The sequence below is a fragment of the Mycobacterium attenuatum genome (assembly GCF_900566085.1).
GTDB lineage: Bacteria > Actinomycetota > Actinomycetes > Mycobacteriales > Mycobacteriaceae > Mycobacterium > Mycobacterium attenuatum.
Genome location: NZ_UPHT01000102.1, coordinates 1 through 21250, shown reverse-complemented (window position 1 = coordinate 21250; position 21250 = coordinate 1). Strand labels below are relative to the sequence as shown.

Annotated in this window: 15 protein-coding genes, 1 tRNA gene and 1 pseudogene; 7 read left to right on the top strand and 10 right to left on the bottom strand. The window is 64.7% G+C overall.

Annotated elements, in window-relative coordinates; genetic code table 11:
* The 6 genes and pseudogenes from kasB to aceE all read right to left on the bottom strand — a co-directional run.
* Nucleotides 1–784: pseudogene (kasB, locus tag EET13_RS17275) on the bottom strand (3-oxoacyl-ACP synthase KasB); the annotation flags it as partial.
* An 80-nt stretch (nucleotides 785–864) separates the two neighbouring features.
* Nucleotides 865–2130, bottom strand: coding sequence for a 3-oxoacyl-ACP synthase KasA (gene kasA, locus EET13_RS17270; protein WP_122443429.1), 1266 nt, complete (start codon nucleotides 2128–2130; stop codon nucleotides 865–867).
* Nucleotides 2127–2474 carry a meromycolate extension acyl carrier protein AcpM gene (gene acpM, locus EET13_RS17265; RefSeq protein WP_023365075.1) on the bottom strand — a complete coding sequence of 116 codons (348 nt, stop codon included), beginning with the start codon at nucleotides 2472–2474 and terminating at the stop codon, nucleotides 2127–2129. The genes kasA and acpM overlap by 4 nt, the downstream gene beginning before the upstream one ends.
* Nucleotides 2475–2551: 77 nt before the next feature.
* Nucleotides 2552–3469, bottom strand: coding sequence for an ACP S-malonyltransferase (locus EET13_RS17260; RefSeq protein ID WP_122443428.1), 918 nt, complete (start codon nucleotides 3467–3469; stop codon nucleotides 2552–2554).
* A 172-nt stretch (nucleotides 3470–3641) separates the two neighbouring features.
* Nucleotides 3642–4997 (bottom strand): PucR family transcriptional regulator, encoded by a 1356-nt coding sequence (locus EET13_RS17255; RefSeq protein WP_425293691.1) that lies wholly within the window; start codon nucleotides 4995–4997, stop codon nucleotides 3642–3644.
* 100 nt (nucleotides 4998–5097) lie between these two features.
* Entirely contained in the window at nucleotides 5098–7890 is a 2793-nt protein-coding gene (gene aceE / locus EET13_RS17250) for a pyruvate dehydrogenase (acetyl-transferring), homodimeric type (protein ID WP_122443426.1), read from the bottom strand.
* 197 nt (nucleotides 7891–8087) lie between these two features.
* On the opposite strand from aceE, the gene EET13_RS17245 reads away from it, so the two are divergent.
* The 5 genes from EET13_RS17245 to EET13_RS17225 all read left to right on the top strand — a co-directional run bounded on the left by EET13_RS17245 (nucleotide 8088) and on the right by EET13_RS17225 (nucleotide 10991).
* Nucleotides 8088–8690 carry a hypothetical protein gene (locus tag EET13_RS17245; RefSeq protein ID WP_122443425.1) on the top strand — a complete coding sequence of 201 codons (603 nt, stop codon included), beginning with the start codon at nucleotides 8088–8090 and terminating at the stop codon, nucleotides 8688–8690.
* An 81-nt stretch (nucleotides 8691–8771) separates the two neighbouring features.
* The gene (locus EET13_RS17240; RefSeq protein WP_036393365.1) at nucleotides 8772–9194 is read left to right on the top strand and encodes a DUF3052 domain-containing protein; all 423 of its coding nucleotides are present in this window, start codon (nucleotides 8772–8774) and stop codon (nucleotides 9192–9194) included.
* The gene (locus EET13_RS17235) at nucleotides 9194–9655 is read left to right on the top strand and encodes a peroxiredoxin (RefSeq protein ID WP_122443423.1); all 462 of its coding nucleotides are present in this window, start codon (nucleotides 9194–9196) and stop codon (nucleotides 9653–9655) included. Before EET13_RS17240 ends, EET13_RS17235 begins: the two co-directional genes overlap by 1 nt.
* Nucleotides 9656–9711: 56 nt before the next feature.
* Nucleotides 9712–9786 (top strand) — tRNA-Val (locus EET13_RS17230).
* Nucleotides 9787–10331: 545 nt separating this feature from the next.
* Nucleotides 10332–10991, top strand: coding sequence for a hypothetical protein (locus tag EET13_RS17225; protein WP_136623181.1), 660 nt, complete (start codon nucleotides 10332–10334; stop codon nucleotides 10989–10991).
* Nucleotides 10992–11247: 256 nt separating this feature from the next.
* Here the strand turns inward: EET13_RS17225 and EET13_RS17220 are convergent.
* From EET13_RS17220 to EET13_RS17205, 4 genes are all read right to left on the bottom strand, one after another.
* Nucleotides 11248–12365 (bottom strand): IS3 family transposase gene (locus EET13_RS17220; protein WP_122443431.1). Its coding sequence is split into 2 segments (ribosomal slippage): nucleotides 11248–12098 and nucleotides 12098–12365, totalling 1119 coding nucleotides; the frame shifts between segments, so codons are not numbered across the junction.
* Nucleotides 12366–12544: 179 nt separating this feature from the next.
* A complete protein-coding gene (locus EET13_RS17215; RefSeq protein ID WP_244603965.1) occupies nucleotides 12545–15931 on the bottom strand; it encodes an NACHT domain-containing protein in 3387 nt (1128 codons plus the stop codon).
* Nucleotides 15932–16063: 132 nt separating this feature from the next.
* The gene (locus tag EET13_RS17210; protein WP_122443421.1) at nucleotides 16064–17452 is read right to left on the bottom strand and encodes a tyrosine-type recombinase/integrase; all 1389 of its coding nucleotides are present in this window, start codon (nucleotides 17450–17452) and stop codon (nucleotides 16064–16066) included.
* A gap of 73 nt (nucleotides 17453–17525) precedes the next feature.
* Nucleotides 17526–17711: a helix-turn-helix domain-containing protein gene (locus EET13_RS17205; protein ID WP_122443420.1), complete on the bottom strand. Its 186-nt coding sequence runs from the start codon at nucleotides 17709–17711 to the stop codon at nucleotides 17526–17528.
* Nucleotides 17712–18204: 493 nt separating this feature from the next.
* On the opposite strand from EET13_RS17205, the gene mobF reads away from it, so the two are divergent.
* Both mobF and EET13_RS29915 read left to right on the top strand, forming a co-directional pair.
* Complete coding sequence (gene mobF / locus EET13_RS17200; RefSeq protein ID WP_122443419.1) at nucleotides 18205–21039, top strand: MobF family relaxase; 2835 nt, start codon at nucleotides 18205–18207, stop codon at nucleotides 21037–21039.
* A gap of 4 nt (nucleotides 21040–21043) precedes the next feature.
* On the top strand, nucleotides 21044–21250 hold a 207-nt coding region (locus EET13_RS29915; protein WP_136623180.1), incomplete at its 3' end, for a hypothetical protein.

Genomic DNA, 21250 nt, shown 5'->3' with positions numbered 1-21250 from the left:
AGATGTTGGCGCCGCGGGCCTTGGCGTGCTCCTCGGTCTCGATCACCATGAGTGCACCGGCTTCCCCGAACACGAAGCCGCTGCGGTCCCGGTCGAACGGGCGACAGGCGCCGACGGGATCGTCGTTCTTGGTGGACATCACGATGCGCATCTGGGCGAACGCCGCGATCGGCACCGCCTCGATCCTGGTCTCCACGCCACCACAGATGGCCACGTCGGCCTCACCGAAGACGATGTTGCGCCACGCCTGAGCGATGCCCTCGGAACCGGACGCACACGCCGACACCGGAGTGATGACACCCGCCTTGGCATGTCGTTCCAGGCCTACCGCCGCGGCGGCGCCGTTGGGCATGTACTTCTGCACACCAAGCGGTGAGACCGCCTTCATGCCACGAGCGCGCATGTCGTCGTAGCTGAACACCATCTCTTCCGACGAGCCCAGCCCGGTTCCGATGGATACCATCAACCGGTCGGAGTCGACTTCGGGCGAGCCCGCGTTCTCCCACACTCGCCGGCTCAAAATGGTGGACATCTTCTGCAGGTAGCCCATGCGCCGCAGCTCCACGCGCGTCAGTTGGCTGTCGAACTCCTCCAGAAGATGCCCGCCGATGCGCACCGGCAGATCAAACTCTTCGACGAACGGGTCGTCGAGGATGCGGATCCCGCTTTGGCTGTCGAGCAGCAACTTCCACGTGGTTTCCACATCGGTGGCCAGTGCGGTTGTCATGGCGACGCCGGTGACCACTACGTTCGGGAGCGTTTTCCCGGTAACCAGCTCTGTCATGAGTGTTGCGAACGTTCCTTCCGTATCTCTCCGGCTCGCCCCCGGGCCGTTGCGGCCCGCATCGTCACCGGACGTCGTGCTCAGTAGCGCCCGAAGGCGAGCGCCACATTGTGACCACCGAACCCGAACGAGTTGTTGATGGCATAGCGGAATTCGCCATAGCGAGGTTCGCCCGCGACAACATCGAGGTCGATTTCGGGATCGGGGGTCTCGTAGTTCAGGGTGGGCGGGATGACGCCGTCCCGCAGGGTCAACACGGTCAATGCCGCCTCCAGCGCCCCGACTGCGCCAATGGAGTGACCCAACGCCGACTTCGGCGCGTACACCGCGGCCTGCTCACAACCGGCGACCCGGATGGCGTTGGCCTCGGCCGCGTCGCCGATCGGCGTCGCGGTGCCGTGCGCGTTGACGTGATCAATGTCCTTGGGGGACAAGCCCGCCAGCTCCAACGACCGCGTCATCGCGCGGCCGGCGCGCACACCGTCCGCCGCGGGCGCCACCATGTGGAAGGCGTCCGAGGTGATACCGGCACCCATCAACCGGGCCAGTGGCTTGGCGCCACGGGCTTTGGCGTGCTCCTCGGTCTCGAGCAGCATCAGTGCCCCGGCCTCACCGAACACGAAACCGTCCCGGTCCTTGTCGAACGGCCGTGAGGCACGCTCGGGCTCGTCGTTGCGGGTCGACATGGCTCGCATCATGGAGAACGCTGCAATGGGCAACGCCTCGATGGGACCCTCGACACCGCCGCAGACGGCCACGTCCGCGTCGCCCATGACGATCTGACGCCACGCGTGGGCAATGGCCTCCGAGCCCGACGAACAGGCCGACACCGGGGTCATCACGCCGGCGCGGGCGCCGAGCTGCAGACCCACGACCGCCGCGGCGCCGTTAGGCATGATCATCTGAACCGCGAGCGGGGACACCTTGCGGGGCCCGCCCTCGTTCATCAGGTCATAACTCTCGACGATCCGCTCGGCCCCACCCAGACCGGTTCCCACCACGACGGTGAACCGGTCCGGATCGACCTGCGGGCTGCCCGCGGACTCCCAGAGGTGTCCGCTGAGCAACTTGGCCATCCGCTGGACGTACGACATGCGCCGCATGTCGAGGCGGCCCATGTGGTTGTCGACCGGGTCCTTGAGGTGGCCACCGATCTTGACCGGTAGGTCCCACTTGGTGACGAATTCGTCTTCAAGGACGCGAATGCCGCTCTCGCCGGCCAGCAGACCCTTCCACGTGCTCTCGATGTCCGGCGAGATTGACGTCGTCGCTGTGACGGCGGTTACCACGACGTCCTTGAAAGGAGCGCCGCGGTAACCGCCATTAGCAGTGGAAGGCTTGGTCACTTGCTCTCTGCTTCCAGCCTCGCCTTGACGTTGGCGACAGCCTCGGGGTTCTCCGACTCGAGCTTGGCGCGCAACGCTTCGGCAGCCTCGGGGTTCTCTTCCTCGAGCTTCTGGATGTAGGCGACGACGTCACCGACGGTACGCAGACCGGCCAGGTCCTCGTCGGGGATCTTCACGCCGTACTTGTCCTCGGTCTGCACGGCGATCTCCACCATCGACAGCGAGTCAATGTCCAGGTCGTCGACGAACGACTTCTCCGGGGTGACCTCGGAGGGCTCGATACCGGTGACCTCTTCGATGATCTCGGCGATACCGGCGATGATTTCTTCCTGACTGACGGCCACAGTTAGCTTCCCTTCGTAATGTGTTGTGGACAAATCGGTTTGACGTGCTTTTGTTGGTTCCGGACGAACCCTGCGGTTTACAGGTTTGCCAACTCGTCCAGATCTGCGGGTGACTTGACGGCGTGCGCCGGAACCCCCCGAAGTTCGCGTTTGGCGATACCGGTGAGTGTGCCCGCGGGCGGGAACTCCACGATCGCCGTGACAGTGTGCTCAGCGTGCTCACGGATATATGCGGTGCACAGGTCCCAACGCACGGGCTCAGTGAGCTGGGAGACCAGGGCCTGCATCGCCGCGGCCGCAGACGTGACGGGCTTTCCGTCGCGGTTGGACAACAGCGTGGCAGTGGGCTCGGCGGTTGCGATGCCGGCCGCTGCAGCGGCGTAGCTCTCCATGGCCGGGGTCATGAACTGGGTGTGAAACGCTCCGGCGACACCCAGCGCGCGCACCCGAGCTCGGGCCGGTGGGTCCTCGGCCAGCTTTTCCAGGGCGGTCAGCCGGCCGGCGGCAACGATCTGACCGGTGGCGTTGCGGTTGGCCGGGATCAGGTCAAGCTGCTCGAGGCGGCTCAGCACCTCGGCCTCGTCGCCGCCGAGCACCGCGGACATCCCGGTCGGTTCGGCGGCGCACGCCTTGGCCATCTCGGCGCCGCGGGTCGCGGCCAAGGCGACGGCGTCGTCGGCGGCCATAACCCCGGCGATGGCGTAGGCGGCGATCTCGCCGACGGAGTGGCCGGCAACGATCAACTCGCGACCCACAAGGAGACCCCTCTGTGTCAGCTCCTGGTGAGCCAGCAGGGTGGCGGCGACGATCAATGGCTGAGCGACCGCGGTGTCGGTGATCTCCTCGGTCGGCGCGGTGGTGCCCAGGCGGGCCAGGTCCAGGCCGCTGGCCTGCGACCACGAGGCGATCCGGTCCGCCGCGCCTGGCAATTCCAGCCACGGCGACAGCATTCCCTCGGTCTGGGAGCCCTGTCCGGGCGCAAGCAACGCAATCACGTGTCTAAGAGAACACTGTGGAAACGGTTTTGCGCGGTGTAACAGATTATGAACCTCGTCTTAGGTTTTTGTGGAGACCCTACAAAATAGCCGCGTAAGCTACGTGTTTGAGATCCGGCCGCGACCTGTGCCCTGAATCACTATTGTGCCGATTCGCCAGCCGGGCAGCTTCTCAGGCCCCTTCGGCACCCCGCCTGACCGGGAGCGGAACTGCTGCTATGGCATTGTTCGCCACGCCGGAGTGCGAGGCCGGATAGTTCAGCTGACCCACCGTCGCGGCCACCCGCAAGACATAGGCATCGCGGGGCTGGGTGGGATCACGCCCGGTGAAATCGGTGATCCGCTTGAGCCGGTAACGGATGGTGTTTGGATGAACGAACAACTTCCTGGCACACGCCTCAATCGCGCCGCCACAATCCAGGTAGGCGTCCAGGGTCTCGATGAGCGTCGGGCCGGCGTCGGCCAGCGGCCGCATCACGTCGGTATGCAACGCCACGATCGCCGAGGCGTCGCCCATCAGGGCACGCTCCGGCAGCAATTCTCTGGCCAGCACCGGGCGCGGCGCCCCGCGCCAGCCGGCCACCGCGTTCATCCCCGAAATCGCCTCGCTGGCGCTGTGATACGCCGCCGTCAGCATGGGTGCGGTAGGCCCGATGACCACCGGTCCGTCGGAAAACGCCTCCAGTAGGTCCTTCAAAAACTTATCGGTGGGCGACAAATGGCCCGACACTATGGCCACCAGCCAGGTGCCGTGCACATCGGTGAGCGCTGCCCGGCCGTGGCGGGCGGCGATGTCGCGGACGTCCTGGCTGGCTCGCTTGCTGCCGTCCTCGTTATTCGAGCCGTCGCGCCCGGGCGCCGGGGTGCCCACCACGACCGTTGCCGGCGCGGTGGTGTCCCAGTTCAGCGCCGCCGCCCGGGACAGCAGCTCCGGGCCGGTGTCGCCGCGTACCACCGCGTCGACCACGCTGGCTTCCATCCGGCTGTCCCAGGTGCCGCGCGCTTCGGCGGCGTCGGCGTAGGCGGATGCGGCGGTGAACGCGAGGTCGCGGCTGTACTTCAGGATGCCCACGGTCAGGGCGGTCAACTGATCCTCGTTGCGGGCCAGCAGTGGCACCACTTCTTCGAAGAACTCCATGGTGACCCGCACCATGTCGACCGTGTGGCGCAGTGCGATGCGTCGGGTTAGGTCCTGGGGCACCAGTTCGAATGCCTGTGCGGTATAGCTGACGTCGCTGTGCGGGTCCTGCATCCATTCGACGAAGTTGACCACGGCCGTCTGTACCACCAGTGCCACGCTGGCGCGCTGTGATGCCTCCAGGTCGGCGAAGAACGGCAGCCGCTCCTGCATCACCGACACCGCCTCGGTGGCCAGCCGGCCCGAATACTGCTTCAACCGTCGCAACAGCGAATCGGGCACGTTGTCCAGCATTTCGAGTGGCGACCGTGACGACGCGAGCCTCGCCGTTGGTGAAAATTGGGGTGAAAATTGGGGTGAAGATTGGGGCGAGAACTGGTTGTCGTTCACGCCTAAAAGCTACGCCTGTTTTCTGGACCTTTCCCCCAAAAGCGTCGCAAGGTTCTTAGCGCTGTCTTATTCAGCTTATTCAGGGTCGCGGTTGAGTCCGTTAGGTCGCCGTGCCGGCGTCGGCATCCTGCTTGGCCGCGGCCTGCACGTTGTCGATCTGGTACTGACGGGCGGCTGCCACGGCCACCGAGGGGTCGATCTCTCCATCTCGGGCCAGCGCCTCGAGCACCGCGACGACGGTCGACTCGGCGTCGGTGTTGAAGTAGCGCCGCGCGGCGGGCCGGGTATCGGAGAAGCCGAACCCGTCGGTACCCAGCGTCACGTAGGTGCCCGGCACCCAGGGCCGGATCTGCTCGGGCACCGCACGCATCCAGTCCGACACCGCGACCACCGGGCCGGCGGTACCGGCCAGCACCTTGGTGACATACGCCTCGCCGGCAGGCTGCCCGGGATTGCGCAGCCGTTGCTTCTCTACGGAGACACCGTCGCGGTTGAGTTCGCTCCAACTGGTCACCGACCATACGTCGGCGGCCACATCCCACTCGGCGGCCAGCAACTCGGCCGCTCGCAGCGCGTCGGGCATCGACACCCCCGAGGCCAGGAGCTGTGCCTTGCTGGAGCGTTGCTCGGTGGCCGCGCGGTACCGGTAGATGCCCCGCAGGATGCCCTCGGGGTCGAAGTTGTCCGGCTCGGGCGGCTGCACGTAGGGCTCGTTGTAGACGGTGATGTAGAAGAACACGTTCTCCGGGTTCTCCCCGAACATGCGGGCCAGTCCGCTTTCGACGATGTAGGCGATCTCGTAGGCGAACGCTGGGTCGTAGGAGACCACCGCCGGGTTCGTCGCGGCCAGCAGCAGCGAGTGGCCGTCGGCGTGTTGCAGGCCTTCGCCCGTCAGCGTGGTACGGCCCGCGGTGGCGCCCAGCAGGAACCCGCGGGCCATCTGGTCGCCCGCGGCCCACAAGCCGTCGCCGGTGCGCTGGAAACCGAACATCGAATAGAAGATGTAGACCGGGATCATCGGCTCGTTGTGCGTCGCATACGACGTGCCGGCCGCGATGAACGAGCCCACCGCCCCGGCTTCGTTGATGCCCTCGTGCAGGATGTGGCCGTCGTGGCTTTCCCGGTAGGCCAGCATCAGTTCGGCGTCGACCGCGGTATAGAGCTGGCCAAGACGGTTGTAGATCTTCAGCGACGGGAACCAGGAGTCCATCCCGAAGGTGCGGGCCTCGTCGGGAATGATGGGGACGATGCGCGGCCCAATCTCTTTGTCCCGCAACACTTCCTTGAAGGTGCGCACCGTCGCCATGGTGGTGGCGACCTCCTGGTTTCCGGATCCTTTCTTCATGGCCGCATAAGTATTGCGACCGGGCAACTTCAGCGCCTTGGTCTTGATCCGGCGTTCGGGCACGAAGCCGCCGAGGGTGCGGCGGCGGTCGAGCATGTAGCGGATCTCCGGGGCGTCCGTGCCGGGGTGGTAGTACGGCGGCAGGTAGGGGTCTTCGTCCAGCTGGGCGTCGCTGATGGGGATCCGCATGGCGTCGCGGAAATACTTGAGGTCTTCCAGCGCAAGCTTTTTCATCTGGTGGGTGGCGTTGCGGCCCTGGAAGTGCGCGCCCAGCGAATAGCCCTTGATGGTCTTGGCCAGGATCACCGTCGGCTGTCCCTGGTGCTCGACGGCGGCGCGGTAGGCGGCATAGACCTTGCGGTAGTCGTGGCCGCCACGCTTGAGGTTCCAGATCTCCGAATCGGTCATGTGTTCCACCAGCGTCTTAGTGCGCGGGTCCCGGCCGAAGAAGTGGTCGCGCACATAGGCGCCGTCGTTGGCCTTGTAGGTTTGGTAATCGCCATCGGGGGTGACGTTCATCAGGTTGACCAGCGCGCCGTCCTTGTCGGCGTGCAGCAGGGCGTCCCATTCGCGGCCCCACACCACCTTGATCACGTTCCAGCCGGCTCCGCGGAAGAACGACTCCAGCTCCTGGATGATCTTGCCGTTGCCGCGCACCGGGCCATCGAGGCGCTGCAGGTTGCAGTTGATGACGAAGGTCAAGTTGTCCAGGCCTTCCAGCGCCCCGATGTGCGCCAGCCCCCGGCTCTCGGGCTCGTCCATCTCGCCGTCACCCAAAAAGCACCACACGTGCTGTTCGGAGGTGTCCTTGATGCCCCGGTCATGCAGGTAGTGGTTAAACCGCGCCTGGTAGATGGCGTTGAGCGGGCCCAGGCCCATCGAGACGGTAGGGAATTCCCAGAAATCGGGCATCAGCCGCGGGTGCGGATAGGACGGCAACCCGCCGCCGGGGTGGCTGTGCTCTTGGCGGAAGCCGTCCAGCTGGTCGGCGGTCAACCGGCCTTCGAGGAAGGCGCGCGCGTAGATACCGGGGGAGGCGTGCCCCTGGATGAAGATCTGGTCGCCGCCGCCGGGATGCGATTTGCCGCGGAAGAAATGGTTGAAGCCGACCTCGTAAAGTGCCGCAGAGGACGCGTAGGTCGAGATGTGACCACCCACGCCCACCCCGGGACGTTGCGCGCGGTGCACCATGATCGCCGCGTTCCATCTGATCCAGGTCCGGTAGCGGCGTTCGACGTCCTCATCGCCGGGAAACCACGGCTCCAGCTCGGTGGGGATGGTGTTGACGTAGTCCGTCGACGTCAGCGACGGGATGGCCACCCGCTGTTCGCCGGCGCGTTCCAGCAGGCGCAACATCAGGTAGCGGGCACGCGACGGGCCGGAGCGCTCCAGCATCTCATCGAAGGACTCCAGCCACTCCGACGTCTCCTCGGGATCGATGTCGGGCAGATAGGACGCCACTCCTTCGCGAATCACCCGAACGCGGTCGGGTTCGCTTGCGCTGCTTGGGGTTTTGGCCAAATCGTGGCGGGCGAACTCGGTGGTCAACGCGCTGCTCCTGGAGTCGGCGGGGGTTGTGCTTGGGACGCGTCGGTGGTCCGTCCCCCTATCGTGCCGCACCAACGCCGGGGGCGGATAGCCGCCGCCCAATCGGGGCTGCGGGAGCGCGGCCGAGCGCGGCGGGTGCGCAAGGCTGAGCCGGAGCGTCGCGGACGGTTGACGCCCCGACCCGGTAACGTCAAGTCGTGCTCATCGGATGGCATGCCGTCGCTCATCGGCACGGGGGGGTTGTGTCCAGTCCGAGCGCCAGGCGGGTTGTCCAAGCCTTCGGTTGCGTTGCGGTGTTGCTGATGGCAATCCTGGGGTGTACCAGCGTCACCGAAGGCACGGCCACGCCCGACACCAAGGTCGCTCCGGCCTACCGGTCCTCGGTGTCGGTGTCGGTGTCGGCCTCATCGGTGACCTCCAGTGTCCGTGAATCGCAGCGCCAGCAGTCACTGACCACCAAGGCCATCCGCAGCTCCTGTGACACGCTGGCAACCACCAGCAAGGACGCCATCGACAAGGTGAATGCGTTTGTCGCGGCGTTCAACGCCGGACGCAGCACCGGGCCGACCGAGGGTCCGGCCATTGAAGCGCTCAACAACACCGCGTCATCGGTCACCGGCAGCCTCAGCGACGCGCTGTCGCGGCAGATGCGCGACGCGCTCAACGCCTATGCCGATGCGGCTTTGGCGGTGGCCAACGCCATCGGCACCCACGCACCGACCGGTGAGTTCAACCGCCGGGTCGATCAGCTCAACGACACCAAGACAAAGGCGCTGAAAATGTGCATGGCCTCCTTTTGAGGCGGCGTTATCGGCTCGCTGGCGTTTGTGCGACGATAGTGCCCATCACGCGTCGTGTGGATGAACAAGGGAGGTTCCACGGTGGTCGCGGCGGATCACGCCCCGAGCTACGCTCGCAAACTGGGCATCCAACGAGACCAGGTCGTCCAAGAGTGGGGCTGGGACGAGGACGCCGACGACGATATCCGCGCGGCGGTCGAGGAAGCCTGCGGCAGCGAATTGCTGGATGAAGACACCGACGAAGTCGTGGACGTCGTGCTGCTGTGGTGGCGTGACGGCGACGGTGATCTGGTGGACACCCTGATGGACGCGATCAGCCCGCTCGCCGAAGACGGCGTGATCTGGGTGCTGACCCCCAAGACCGGACGGCCCGGCCATGTGCTGCCGGCCGACATCGCCGAGGCGGCGCCCACCGCCGGGTTGATGCCGACCTCGTCGGTCAACCTCGGTGACTGGAGCGCCAGCCGGCTGGTCCAGCCCAAGTCGCGGGCCGGAAAGCGCTGATGCTCGACGTCGGCGCCACCGCCCCGGACTTCACGCTGCGCGACCAGAATCAGCAGCCCGTCACCCTCAGCGACTATCGCGGCACCAAGGACGTGCTGCTGGTGTTCTTCCCGCTGGCATTCACCGGGATCTGCCAGGGCGAGCTCGACCAGGTACGAGACCATCTGCCCGAATTCGAAAACGACGACAGCGCCGTGCTGGCTATCTCGGTCGGTCCGCCGCCCACTCACAAGGTATGGGCGGCGGAGAGCGGATTTCTGTTTCCGGTGCTCTCGGATTTCTGGCCGCACGGTGCGGTCAGCCAGGCCTACGGGGTGTTCAACGACAAGGCCGGCATCGCCAACCGTGGGACGTTCGTGGTGGACCGGACAGGGATAATCCGGTTCGCCGAGATGAAACAACCGGGCGAGGCCCGCGATCAGCGGCTGTGGACGGATGCGCTGGCGGCGCTGCGAGCCTGAAGGTTTGGGCGGCGGGGCTGCGGGCGGGTAGCCTGCTGCGGACCCCGGGGTTTCAAGGGCGCGTAGCTCAGTGGTAGAGCTCTGGTTTTACACACCAGCGGTCGGCGGTTCGATACCGTCCGCGCCCACCAATGTCATTGCAGGTCAGCGGCTTACAGCGATTAAAGCAAGCCTCGATGCGCCAACCCCCGTTGTGCCAATAATGTGCCAATTTGATTCGCACATGGTCGATCGCTGCAAGCGCCACTCCGACACAATGGAAATCGCCTCGACCGGCCTCAGCACGCGTCGCCGTCTTCGTGGGCGACACGTGGCGTAGTCGGAGGGGGGACTTGGCCACTTGCGACACGAGTTGAGATCTTTCAATAGACCGATAGGTCCTCAGAACTCCCGTAACAGGGCGTACGAGGAATCGAACTCGCGCATTCAGCTTGGGAAGCTGTTACGACGTCTGAACGGGTGTGCGGGTAGGAACAGCTAGAAGCGTTCGCAGCTATCAGAAAAATTCGCTTGACCTGTGACTACAGGCGATTAAGGTAGTCATCCGGTCCGGAGCCGGCTGGAGCGCAATCCGATCAGGCCGGAGGTACTGCAGAGGTACCTGCGACGACGCCGACTTGTCGGTGGCGGCGCGCACGATGGGGTGGGGAATATTCCGCACGACGAAGGGGAGACGATGGCCGACGCGACAACGGATGCGCGCATGCGAACGAAGCTGCGCGAGCAGCTCGGCTTCCTCGAACGGTCTGCTGCGCATTTCGACAGCGGCCACGAAGACGAGGCGCTGCGACTGGCTACGACAATGCGCGTGTTGTTCCACGACACCCCGCAGAGCACATCACTGCTGTCGCTTCTGTCGATGCGCAACACGACGATGCTCTCGACTCCGCGCACGGACTTCGCCGACTGGCGGGATTTCCTGAACCAGCGGATCGATCTGAGCGCAGCCGAACCTGTACCCCTGATACCGAAGCTCGGCGACCAGTTCATGCCGGTTCCGTTCTCTACCTGGTGGGAGTCAGACGCAGTCGCAAACGACTCGGGCATGACCGTTGCGCGAAAGCGCATCGTGCTCGGCGCTGCGAACAAGGACGGCGGAGCACACGTTGATCCCAAGCTGCAGCGGTTCTACGAGAATCTTGCGAAGGGCAAGTACGCGCTTGGTATCAGCGGCAATTTGACGTATGACGGTCCCGCGCCCTTCGAACAAGGCGTCACGATCTATCCGAGCAATGGGCACCTTGCCCTGCTACGGCAGTTCGCACACGAAGTCCTATGCACCGCGAAGCACTTCGACTGGTTGAAGAGCGCCGCTACAGCGTCGACGGCTCCCTAAGACGGCACTGCAGAGGCCAACCGGCGGTGACAATCCACCGATGTTGGAGTTAACACGTTAGAACCCTCGTCACCAGCGTGGTCAGCGATCGCAATGAGAGGGCAGGAGATGACGCTGTCACCGACCATCATTGTTAGTGTCGCGCTGCAACTCTTCTTGCTCGCATTCGCCGAGTTTGCACTACCGAAGGCTCAGCCAGGGAAAGTCAGCGGAGTGACCGGACCCCGTGAACTGGTCCACGGCGAACGAGAGTCGTTCATTGGTGGGTGCAGGTGGCAGCGTAGTGGGCGGGGGCTTGGTAGCCCAAGGCAGAGTGCCGCCGGTGATGGTTGTAGTCATGTTTCCAGTCGCTGATGACCACGCGGGCCTGGGCTAGAGACCAGAAGCTGTTGATGTTGAGGCATTCGTCGCGGATGCGGGAGTTAAATGATTCGACGTAGCCGTTTCGCCAAGGTTCACCGGGCGGGATAAAGTGCAGCCCGACGTGACCGTCGGCCCAGTCTGCCATTGCCGCACAGGCTAATTCGGGTCCGTTGTCACATCTGAGCACGTTCGGATAGGTACCGCGTTGAGCGGCGATGCGGTCAAGTTCGTCGATGAGGTCCTCGCCGGTGATGCTGCGGTCTACCTTGTCGCCGAGACATTCGCGGGTGTGCTCGTCGATGATCGAGACGATCTTGAACGGGCGCCCATCGGTAGTGGAATCGAACTGAAAGTCCACGGCCCAGACCCGGTTGGGGGCATCGGCGCATACCTCGGGCCGGGCGGTGGAGCTACCGCGTCGTTTACGGCGCCGCCGCTGCGGCACGCGCAAGCCTTCCTCACGCCAGAGCCGTTGCACCTTCTTGTGATTGACTTGCCAACCTTCAGCGCGGGCATCGTGATAAGCGGGCCGAAACCCACGCCGCGGATGGTCTTTGGCGTAGCGGCGCAGCCAGGCCCGCAAGCCGGCATCGGGGTCCTGGGCAGTCTCGGCGGCGGGTTCGTGGCGTTGGGTGGCCCGATGCTGCCCGGTCACGCGGCAGGCGAACCGTTCGCTGACCCCCAGCACACGCTGGAGGTGACGAACGGCTGCCCGCCGACGCTCCGGGCCTAGAAGTTTCCCCGCGCGATCTCCTTGAGTGCAGCCTTCTCTAACTCGGCATCTGCCAAGAGCCGCTTCAGCGTTGCGTTCTCGCGCTCGAGGTCCTTCAGGCGCTTGGCATCCTCGGCCTTCAAACCACCGAACTGATTGCGCCATCGGTGATACGTCGCCTCCGACACACCCAGCTCGCGGCACACTGCCGCTGTGTCCTTGCCCTCGGACAACAGCCGATCCGCCAGCGTCAGCTTGCGCACGATCTGCTCGGGGCTATGCCGCTTCCTTGTTGCCATGATCTTGTTGAGCCTTCCTGCCCACAGTGTGGGCTGCAAGACTCTCATAAGCCATGGACCAACCGATCGGGGTCAGGCCAGGAGCACTGATCCAACTCACTTCTATAGCGGCAATAATCGCGACGATTTTCTACATTTCTCTAGGCGTTATTGGAGCCCACCGGTGACGCGCGACGTGTTCACCGATACGTCGGTGTCTGATCTACCTTGAGCCACTTTTCTCGACGAGCGACGGCAGCGAGTGCAGTTGGTTGGTCGTCGACGCGGCGGGGAAGCTGCTCGGCAGACCGGGCAGTTGTGGGCTGGGCTGGGTCGCGGTGCTGCATGAGCGACGCGGTGAGCTCGCTGGTGGGTGTCGAGGTGATCGTGCGATTCACCAAAAAGCCTGCGTCGCCAAGCCTTTCGGCGGCACCCTGCACGGTCTGCTGAAGTCTTAAGGGCAGCCAGGAGAGGAGCTCTTCGAACTCACCGAAATGGGCGTCGATCACGTGGCCGTCGGCGACACCCCAGAGCGCGAACGCCCACTCGGCTTTCGAGAGGTTGTCGGCGCATGCATCGAGTTGTTCGCGCCACCAGTCGGGGTCGCCTCGGTGTGCCCGGGTCAGCGCTATGAGCGCAGCGGGGTGGCCTGACGGTCCAAGGGCGTCGGCGCCTGGCCGCAGTGTGTACCCGTTACGGAGTGGTGACGCGGCGCCGATAACGGCGATTTCTGTTGCAAGCCAGCAGCGTCCGACGTGCTCGAACAGGGCTGTGGCGGTATTCGACCACGGGTATGTGGTCCCTTTCTCGCCGCGGCGGAATCGTCGAAGTGCAGCGATACTGGCGTAAGGCGATCCCTCTTTCTTCAGTTCCTGGATGGCCTGTGATCGCGGTTCGCGTGTCCCCTTCGGTGCTTTGAAGCTGGTGCCGGAAGTGTAGAAGGTGTTAGGGCTCAAAGCGATGGCAATCTTGCTCAGCTCGGAACGCAGCGAAGTTGTGTTTGGGCAGTGCCCCTCGAGGACGGCGCGGCGCAGTTGTTGTTCGAGTGGGCTGTTGGTGGCGGGGACTGCGCCGGTGTTGAGGATCAGTTGGGCGCGCCGGCTGTCTTCGGCCTTAAGTCCCGGAATATTAAGGGGGATTCCGGCTGCGACTTCGCATTGAGCCCCGATCTCGAGCCATGCGATCTCGTGGGGGCCGCCGATGGCGGCTTGGAGGCGGTCGATCCACCATTGGGCGAACTTTCGGCGCAGTCCCAGCAGGTCGCGAAGCACGCGCACCCGAGTGTGATTGTCATGGTTTGCCGGGTCTGCGGCTATGGTTGCGGTGAGACGCTGCCACGCGTCATCGGTGTGGCTCGCATCTGGCAGGGCGGTGATCTGCTTGTCGTCCAAGGCGGCTAGCAGGACGCGTCCGCCATGGTCGTCGGTGAGGGCGTCCACAATGCCCGCGGCTTCCCTTGGGCGACTGTTGAATACGCCGTCGGTGAGTAGGCTCCACGCGGCGACTCGTACCTGCCGGGAGGGGTTTCCGGCAAGCTCGTAGCTGATTCCGGCTCGCAGTGAGTAGATGTCGGCTCCCGATGCGTTTCCGCCGTAGAACCGCGTTGTGTTGAGCCAGTACGGCCGGCGCAGCAGCTCGCGCAGTACGACGGTGCGATCGAAGTGTGGGTCGCCCTCGCCGGCGTTGAAGTAGAGGAACCGGGCGGCGAAGTACTCGCGCAACGAGAGCACATCGAATTCGAAGTAGCCGACTTCTTTGCTGGTCAGTGCCCACAGTCGATCTGTGGCGGCCTCGAAGAGTTCGTCTACTGTGTGTTCGGGCTTTCCGTAGGTCCGTTGGAAGTGCTTCATGGCGGCCTCCACCTCGGCCTGGGGCATTCGACCGGTGTGGCCTTCTTCCTCGGCTCTTGATTGCAGGTACCAGCCGAGGAACGGAATGATTTCCATGAGGTCTGTACGGTGTTTTCGGACCGACTCGGGGTGTTTGTTGGCTTCGCGGGCGAGCAGCATCGTCATGTAATAGTCGTACAGTTCTGTGCGCTGACTCGGGGTCGCGTCACCGTGCTGGAGTAGAAGGGACAAGAGAATTGTCAGCTGCATCGGGTTGCCTGCTAACTCCCCGATGTACGGTTCTTTGGTTTTTTCGTGGAAGTTGCGGCGCAAGGTGCGACTGTTGTCGCGTTTGACATTATGGACGCCGCACCATTTGCGTAGGTATTGGTCGCGCAGAGCGTCGTCCAGGGGACTTAGGGAGACGGTTTCGAACATTCGCGAATCAGGTTCGGGAAGTCCCGCCGAATTTGGTCGCGATGTGACAATGACGCGGGGCTCAACTGCGTAGGAATTTCCGCGGGCACAGAACAAATCGATCTCTCGCACGACTCGTTGCCGGGCCGATACGCTGCCCACTTCATCTAGTCCGTCAAGGACGAGCAATGTCGGTACTCGTTTGAATATGTCCTGCACGTCTGCGGCGGTGACGGAATTGCTGCCGCCGTAGTGGGAGATCAGGTCGGCGAGGAAGCATTCGATGGACGATTCCCCGGCTGGCCGCTTCCTGCCCTTCTTGACCTTGATGGACTCTGAGGTGTCAAAGACATCGATTCCGCGCATCCACGCGGCGTAGTCACCAAGGTCGAGCCTGAGGGGGAATCGGGGTTCCTCGATCGTTGGAAGATCACTCGCCCCGATGGTGCTCGTGGGCAGGAATGCAACGCGGAAGGTTTGGCAGATGAATTGGCCGAGCGTGGATTTGCCCTGGCCGGGTGCGCCTCTCACGAGGGTTAAGGGGTAGGGAGATTTGGTCATTATGTAGGTGGCGGCGCCGCCGAGCTCGGTGTCGCTGAGATCGACTCCCGCGGCGCGTCGCGGGGTGCGGATGCGTTGCGCCGGCACGTCAATGAACAAGTCGGACAGGCGTTCTCGATCAAGATCGGTCACTTGACTGAATTTGATGCACTCATCCTCAGCCCATTGCGCTGCTGCGACTCGGCGCACGATGTCACGAAGGCTCGCGTCGCGTGTGGCCTGCACGTGATCGCTGACGAGGTAGCGGATGAGGTCCCAGCCCGCGAGCATCTCGGCATAGGTCCATTTGGTTTCAGTCGGTGCCGAGTCGACCATGGGATCGATCGCCTCCCGCCAAAAAGCACCCATCTCCAGGCCGAAGTCCTTGGAGTGCGCTTCGAGCTTGCGGTTGAGCTTGTCGAACGTTCCGGTCTGACCCTTACCGGTGCTCGAGACGTTGGTAACGATGACGTATTTGCGTGTTCCTTCGGACGCAAGTCGGCGAATGGTGTCGGCTTCCTTGGTGATCGTCTTTTCTAGCCAATCGACGGGGTTCTTCTCCGTGCCGTGGGCCGACCACTTGACCTGGTAGACAAGGCGTTTCTCGGGCGCGATCTGAATCCCGTCTCGTCCGCCGTCTGCTTGACGGAGTGGCAGCGGCACGAAGTCGGAAAATCGCAGGGTCAGCAGTGCACCTACGAGCTGCTGAAAATCGTGATCGCCAAGTCGCTCGTAGAGGTATTTGTGACGGCTTTCGGGCAACTGCACCTTCCTTCGATCGTTGCCACCATTGTTGGGCATCAAGCGCTTCTCGATACCAGTAAACAAATTTTCACACCGCGCGCCCACTACTGCATGTATGACGCGCACGTATCAGGCTTTGGGGCGATACGGAGACGTTGACCTTCAACGCTTCCCGTTCGCGGCGGACGTCTAAATGAACAGCACATCACCTGCAGAGGCGAGCGCGTCTTGATAGACGTGGCCATACACCCGCAACGTCATTGCTGGATCGTGGCCTAGCCACTTCGCCGCCGCAGACACCGTGGTGCCGCTGTCGAGCATGCGCGTCGCGGCAGTGTGCCTGGTGTCGTGCAACCGGATCACCGGCACGCCCGCCGCCGCGCAGTGCCGGCGGAATGCTTTGGAATAAGTCTCCGGCCGAATCGGGGAGCCGTCCTCATTGATTGCGACAAGCCCCGTATTAATCCATGTCGGACCGAACACCAGCCTATCGCGCTTCTGTTGTGCGTTCAGCGCTCGTAGAGCTGCCATGACGTCGGCGGGCATGGGCAATGTGCGCCGGGAGCGCTCGGACTTTGGTGCACCGGTCGCGGTGCCCGCACCGCGCACGATAACGCGGCCCTGGGCGACGCTGACGGTCCCAGCATCGAAGTCCACCGCTGACCATGCCAGACCGAGCACCTCGGAGCGTCGCCACCCGGCGAGCGTTAGCAGCCAGCATGCATACAGGCGTTCACCGCGCACATGCTCGCGGAATCGTTCGACCTGCTGCGGCGTCCACGTCGACATCTCACGGTGCGCGATGGCCGGTCGGTCGACAAGCTGGGCGACGTTGCGGGCGACGAGCCCGCGCTTCATGGCAGTGGTGAGTGCCTGCGACAGGACGGTCAGCATGGCGCAAACGGTCCGGTTACTCACGCCGCCAGATACTTTCGGATGCTCGGGTTCGGCCGCCAGTGCTGCGACGTATAGCGCGCGCCGCGGGCGAATTACATCACCGCTCAACACCAGACGGTCGAGCGCTTTGATGCCGGGCTCACCGAAGATAGTCAGCAGTTCGGAATACCCGGCACCTTCTGGGCGCGACCGCAGGTATGCCAGCACCTCGAGGGAACGGCGTCCGCGTTTGGCGCGCTGGGGAATTGGTTCGCCAGTGAGGCGCAACTTCACCAGCTCGTCGAGATGCGGCGTGTCTAGGTGCTGTAAAGCCACCGTGCCGAGGTGGTCGATAACGGGCTTGAGGGCTGCACGATAGCCGTCTAGCGTGTTGGGTCGCACGCGGCGACTATCGAGCCACTCCGCCAAAAAGGCGCCCACGGTCACTTTGTCGCGCCGGACCAGCGTGCCCGCGGCCGCCTCGGTCATAATGCGGGCGTATTCACGTTTGGCCTCGGCCAGCGTTCGATAGGTGTAGCGTCGCCGATCGCGGGAGCCGTCAGGCTTCGTGCCCGCGTCGATCTGGAACGTGTAGCTGACTTTCCCGTTGCGGGCTGCGCGCTTTGTGATCGGTAGGGCACGACGGGTGCGTTTGCCAATTTCGCGATCGGTAATTGGGGCAGCGGCCGTTTTGGCGCTCATCAGTCGATCTTCTCAGTTGGGACTGCTCAAGTCACGGGGCAATCATCCGGTACCCATTGCTAAACGGCGCCTTTCACGAGGCGAGTTCGCGGAGGCCGGCGGTCACCACATAGATGCGGCCGCCCAGCCGTCGCACCGGCAGTTCGCCGGAGGCCGCCAGTCGGTAAGCAGCGGCTCGGCTGATACCGAGCAGCTGCGCGGCCCGGGGCACCGCGAGCAGAAGCGGCAGATTGTTGAAGGCGTTGTCTTCCAATTTCATTCACCACCCTCCGAAGATCCGTGTCGGATAAGGGCTTGTTTAATGCGCCGTGCGCGCTGTGTGAGGTTGTTGCCCAGTCGGCTTCGCGCCTCGGTGAGCGCTTGATCGCCTTGGTCTCACCAAAGCTCCCAACACCACTGTAATTCCCCGCAGTGTTTCTCCGTGCGCGACTTTTGCACTCTGCTTCGCTCTTGGCTCGGTGGCGCTCTCGTCGCAACTCGGGGTTGCGTCACCCCGCTTCCCAAGTCCAACACAGTTATCCCCAGCCCCCCGCAATCCATAACCCGAATACTTCCCATCGCGTCCCAAAACCACTGCCTCCGTTACACTTACGCTCACCTGCATCACACCATCCCATCTCGGCGCCACACCAAAATCCTGCACGGCACATTGGCACAGCGGTGCAATACTGATTTGGTGGCGTGTTGCGCGCGCCCCCAAATCCCAGCCGCTACAGCTGGTTTCACTTGCCCGGGTTGTGAGGTGGTCGCCGGTGTTGACGATCTCGCGGCTGTCGCGGTGGAGCATCAACTATTACAACGACACCGCCGGCCAAGCCGCGCGGGCCGGTGCGGATCGCCAGCGCGCCAACGGGGGATTGGGGGAGTACTACTCCGAGGGCGACACGCGGGCGCCGACGTGGCTGATTACCGGAGATGCCTCCCGCACCATTGATTTGGTCGGTTTGGACGGGCGCGCGGTCGACGGGGGAACTGCCGATCCCGAGGTGGTGCAGCGCTGGCTTGATGACGGGATCGCCCCCAACGGTGCTGCGGGACGTGCCTTTTCGAAGGGCAGCGTGCATGGGTTTGATCTGACGTTCGCCGCGCCCAAGAGTGTGTCGCTGCTGCGCGCGTTGAGCACCGACGTGAACGATAAGGCGGTGTCTGAGGCGCATCGGCGCGCGGTCACGGCTGCCATGACCTATCTGCATCAGCACGCCGGATATACCCGGGTGCACAACCCGGTCACCTGTACCAAGGATCTGCAGCGGCTGCCGGGGCTGGTGGCGATCGCCTATCAGCACGAAACCTCGCGCTGTGGGGATCCGCACTTGCACACCCATGTGATCGTGCCCAACCGCCAGCCGCGTGCCGACGGCGCGCTGGTGTCGCTGGATTCCAAGTCGCTGTATCACGAAGCCAAAGCCGCCGGCGTCATCTATCAAGCGACCCTGCGCCACGAGCTGCACGCCGAACGCGGCGTGGAATGGCAGCCGGTGGACCCGCACACCGGGATGGCCGAGATCGCCGGCATCACCAAGGAGTGCCTCACGGCGTGGTCGCAGCGCTCGTCGCGGTTGCGAGAGTGGGCGCAGCAAAATCTGGTCGTCGTGGACGGCAAGCCGAGCGCGCAGCAGCTCGCGGCCGCGCAAAAAGCCACCCGCCCGGCCAAACCGGAATCCCAATCGTGGGCCGCGCTGCACGAGCAATGGCGTGCCGATGCGCGCGGTCTGCGCCTGGATCGCGCCGCACACGTACAGGCGCGCGCCGCGCGGCAGGGCGCACCGCGCAGCCTGACCGACCGCGCCCAGTTGGCGCGCCTGGTCGCCGGAATCGATAAGGCGGCGTGTACGCGCGCGGATCTGGTGGAGTGGGTGGGCGCGTTGTTGCCGGTGCACGCGCCCGGGGATGCGCGCTTGTTGATCGAGCAGATCGTCGAGCGCGTCGGGGTGCGCATCAGCGCGGCGCGCGGCGCGCATCACCGAGAGGGCCACGAGATGTTCACCGTGGACGCGGTGATCGCCGAGGAGGAACGCATTTTCGCGCTGGTCGACGCCAGCGACAACCGCGCGCGCCTGGATATGCGCACCGCGGACTTGCAGGGCCTGTCGGGGGATCAGGCGCGCGCCATCGCCGCGATTGCGCATTCGCCGTATCTGGTGCAGCCGCTGCAAGCCCCGGCCGGCGCGGGTAAGACGCACTCGCTGCGCGCTTTGCGCGCCGCCGCGGCGCGCGCCGCCAAAGAAGTGCTGCTGCTGGCGCCCACCGGTAAAGCCGTGGATGAGGCGCTGCGCGAGGATGCCGGGGACCGCGGTTTCACCGTCGCTAAAGCGCTTCAGTTGATTGACGACGGGCACCTGACCCTGAGTCAGCGCGCCGTGCTGGTCGTCGATGAAGCCGCCATGGTCGGCACCCCCGACTTGCGCCGTCTCCTCGAATCGACCACGGCCGCACGTGTCAAGGTGGTGCTGGTCGGCGACGCTTACCAGCTGGCGCCGGTGAAAGCCCGCGGCGGCATGTTCGAACAACTCTGCGACGACCTGCCCTGGTCGCAGCGCCTAGCGGAGGTGTGGCGGATGCGTGACCCGGCCGAGCGTGACGCCTCGCTGGCGCTGCGCTCGGGGCGCGGCAACCGGTTGCGCAAAGCGGTCGGCTGGTATCGCACCCACGACCGCCTACACACCGGGGATGCGCTCACCATGGCCGCCGACGCCACCGCCGCCTACATCAACGCCCGCGCCCAGGGCAAAGACGCCGCGATCTTGTGCGACACCTGGGAGATCGCCGACGCCATCAACCAGCGCCTGCACCACCACTACACCCAGCCCGAGGTGCCCGGTGTGAAGATTGCCCGCGACCAGCAGGTGTGCGCGGGTGATCTGATCATCAGCCGCCGCAACGACGCCACCCTCACCGTGCGGCCCGGCGCACACCACCGTCGTGGTCAGCAGGTCGACCAGGTCCGCAACGGGAACCGCTGGCGCGTGCTCGCCGTCGATTCCGAACAGGGCCGCATCGCCGCCGAGCGGATCACCGACGCCGCTCGCACGGTGTTCGACGGTGACTACCGCCGCGAGCACCTCACCCTGGGCTACGCCAGCACCGTGCATTCCGCCCAGGGCATGACCATCGGCGACTCCGGAACCCCGGGCGTGTGCTGGACTGTCTTGTCCGATCGGGCCAGCCGTGCCATGGCCTATGTCGGTATGACCCGCGGCCGCGACGAAAACCACCTGGCGATCTACCCCGCCACCGCCACCGAATCCGACCATCGGGACACCGAGACGCCCCTCCACCAGATGCGGCGCGGCACGAAACACGCTGCGGCCCAATACTTGAGGGCCATCCTGGCCGACGACGACCGCCCTGTCACCCTGCACACCGTCGCCGCACGCACCGACCGCGCATCGCTGCCCACCACGGTCGCCGCACTGCTGGATCGCAACGACCAACGCCGCGCCCAGCGCGCACAGTCCTGGCGACAGCACTGCGCGGAAACTCGCCGAATCCAAGCCTCCTACCAACGCCTGGCTGCCACCAGCCGGCACACCGCTCAGCGTGAACGCAGCCGCAGTGCGGAACGCGGCTACGGGCTCGAAATGTGACACCGTGACCAGACTCGGCCCGCCCAGCGCAGACGAGCAGATGCGGTGCGCCGGGCGCGACAAGTGTGGCAACGGCGCCGCGGCGCCCGTCAAGGCCCATGGCCGCTGCGCGGTCGGCTCACGCCGAGCCTTGACAGCCCACCACGACGCCAGCGTGATCGGCGGGCACGGCGGGGTGGGGCGGGACGGGCAGCTTGGGACGCTTCCCGCT